The organism is Oleiphilus sp. HI0123 (genome assembly GCF_001635315.1).
This window is the reverse complement of the sequence record NZ_LWGE01001342.1, coordinates 1-1,497: the sequence shown is the minus strand read 5'-3', so window position 1 is coordinate 1,497 and position 1,497 is coordinate 1. Positions and strand designations below refer to the sequence as shown.

The following is a 1,497-nucleotide window of genomic DNA, read 5'->3' as shown; positions in this document are numbered from 1 at the left end:
TTATATTAGTGAGGTGTTAGAGAAGCACTCACCAGAGCTTGCGAAGTTAGTGGTGCTCGATAAAGCTCTCGACGAAGCGTTAAGCGTCGCTGCTCGTAAACAGTTTTTATGCGTACCGACGCTACTCGCCACTTACTTTCGCGAGAGCTTTGAAAGGCCTGCCGGTAAAAATGCCGACCTGTTTGAAACGTGTGCCTTGGATGAGAATATTAAGGCCTTTCTAGCAGCTTTAAAGCGCTTGCTGATGGCAGAGCTGGAAGCGCGCTTGCAGCTCGTGCTGGGCTTGATAGAAGCATTAAATGAAACGGTGCAATCGGCAAACTGAGTGCATCGCTATGGACACAATTATGAAATTAGAGGTTACTAGTTGCTTATGAATAAGCTTCTTTTTGGGCTGGCATTTTTATTAGGCGCATTGGCTATCATCGGTATGAGCTGGGTATTCTTGGGTAGTGATACCTTGGCCTTGCTGATTACTGTCGTTATTGGTGTGGTGTTTAGTATTGGCACCCTTGAGCTCTTACGATTTCAGAAGGCGACACAAACACTGTCAGTCGCGCTAAAAGATATTCCAAAATTTGCCGTACAAGCCGAGTCGGATAACGAAAACCAGTTTGACAAATGGCTACTGTCGCTTCACGCCTCGCTGCGTAATGCTGTTCAGCTTAGAATAGAAGGTGAGCGCATTGGTCTACCTGCGCCTGTCGTGACGCCCTACTTAGTCGGCTTACTGGTAATGCTCGGCTTGTTAGGTACTTTTGTCGGAATGGTTGATACCTTGCAGGGTGCTGTCACGGCACTACAAGGAACCACAGAATTAGAGGCAATTCGCACAGGTTTGGCCGCGCCGATCAATGGTTTGGGCTTGGCTTTCGGTACGTCCGTTGCCGGTGTGGCAGCTTCAGCTATGTTGGGCTTGATGTCGACATTGAGTCGTCGTGAACGAGTGATTGCGACACGTGAGCTCGATGCCTGTATCGCGCATGAGTTTAAAGGCTTCTCTCTGGTTCATAACCGCCAAGAAACTTATAAAGCCCTACAAGCACAAGCGCTTGCCTTACCTCAAGTGGCAGATCAGCTTCAAACCATGGCGTTGAATTTGGAGAAAATGGGCTCAAACCTGGGTGAGCAGCTAAACCAGAAGCAAGATAGCTTTCATACTGAGGTGAAACAGAGTTACCAACACTTGGCCGAGACGGTATCAGAAGCCATTTCCAGCAGTGTCAGTACCGTTCAGGCAGGGCTTGCCGATAGCGGTCGTTTGGCAGGTGAAAGTATGCGCCCGGTGTTTGAAGAAAGTATGAGTCGGTTGGTGGAGAAGGTCAGTGATCAGACTTCGAAAAGTCATCAGCAGTTTTCTACGAAAGCTACTGAACACTTGGATTTTCTGAATGGCCGCTTCTCGAAAACGGCAGACGAGGTGGGAAGTGTCTGGCGTAAAGCGCTAGAAGAGCAAGCGCTGAGAAACCAACAAAGTGCCGAGCAGATTAAGCAAAC

At 48.6% G+C, this 1,497-nt stretch carries 1 protein-coding gene and 1 pseudogene; both read left to right on the top strand.

The annotated features are described in order from the left end of the window. Window positions 1–325 (top strand): DUF3348 family protein (locus A3761_RS16730; RefSeq protein WP_156491904.1); only part of this gene is annotated, 325 nt, incomplete at its 5' end. Window positions 326–373: 48 nt separating this feature from the next. After that, a pseudogene (locus A3761_RS16725) lies at window positions 374–1,497 on the top strand (DUF802 domain-containing protein); the annotation flags it as partial.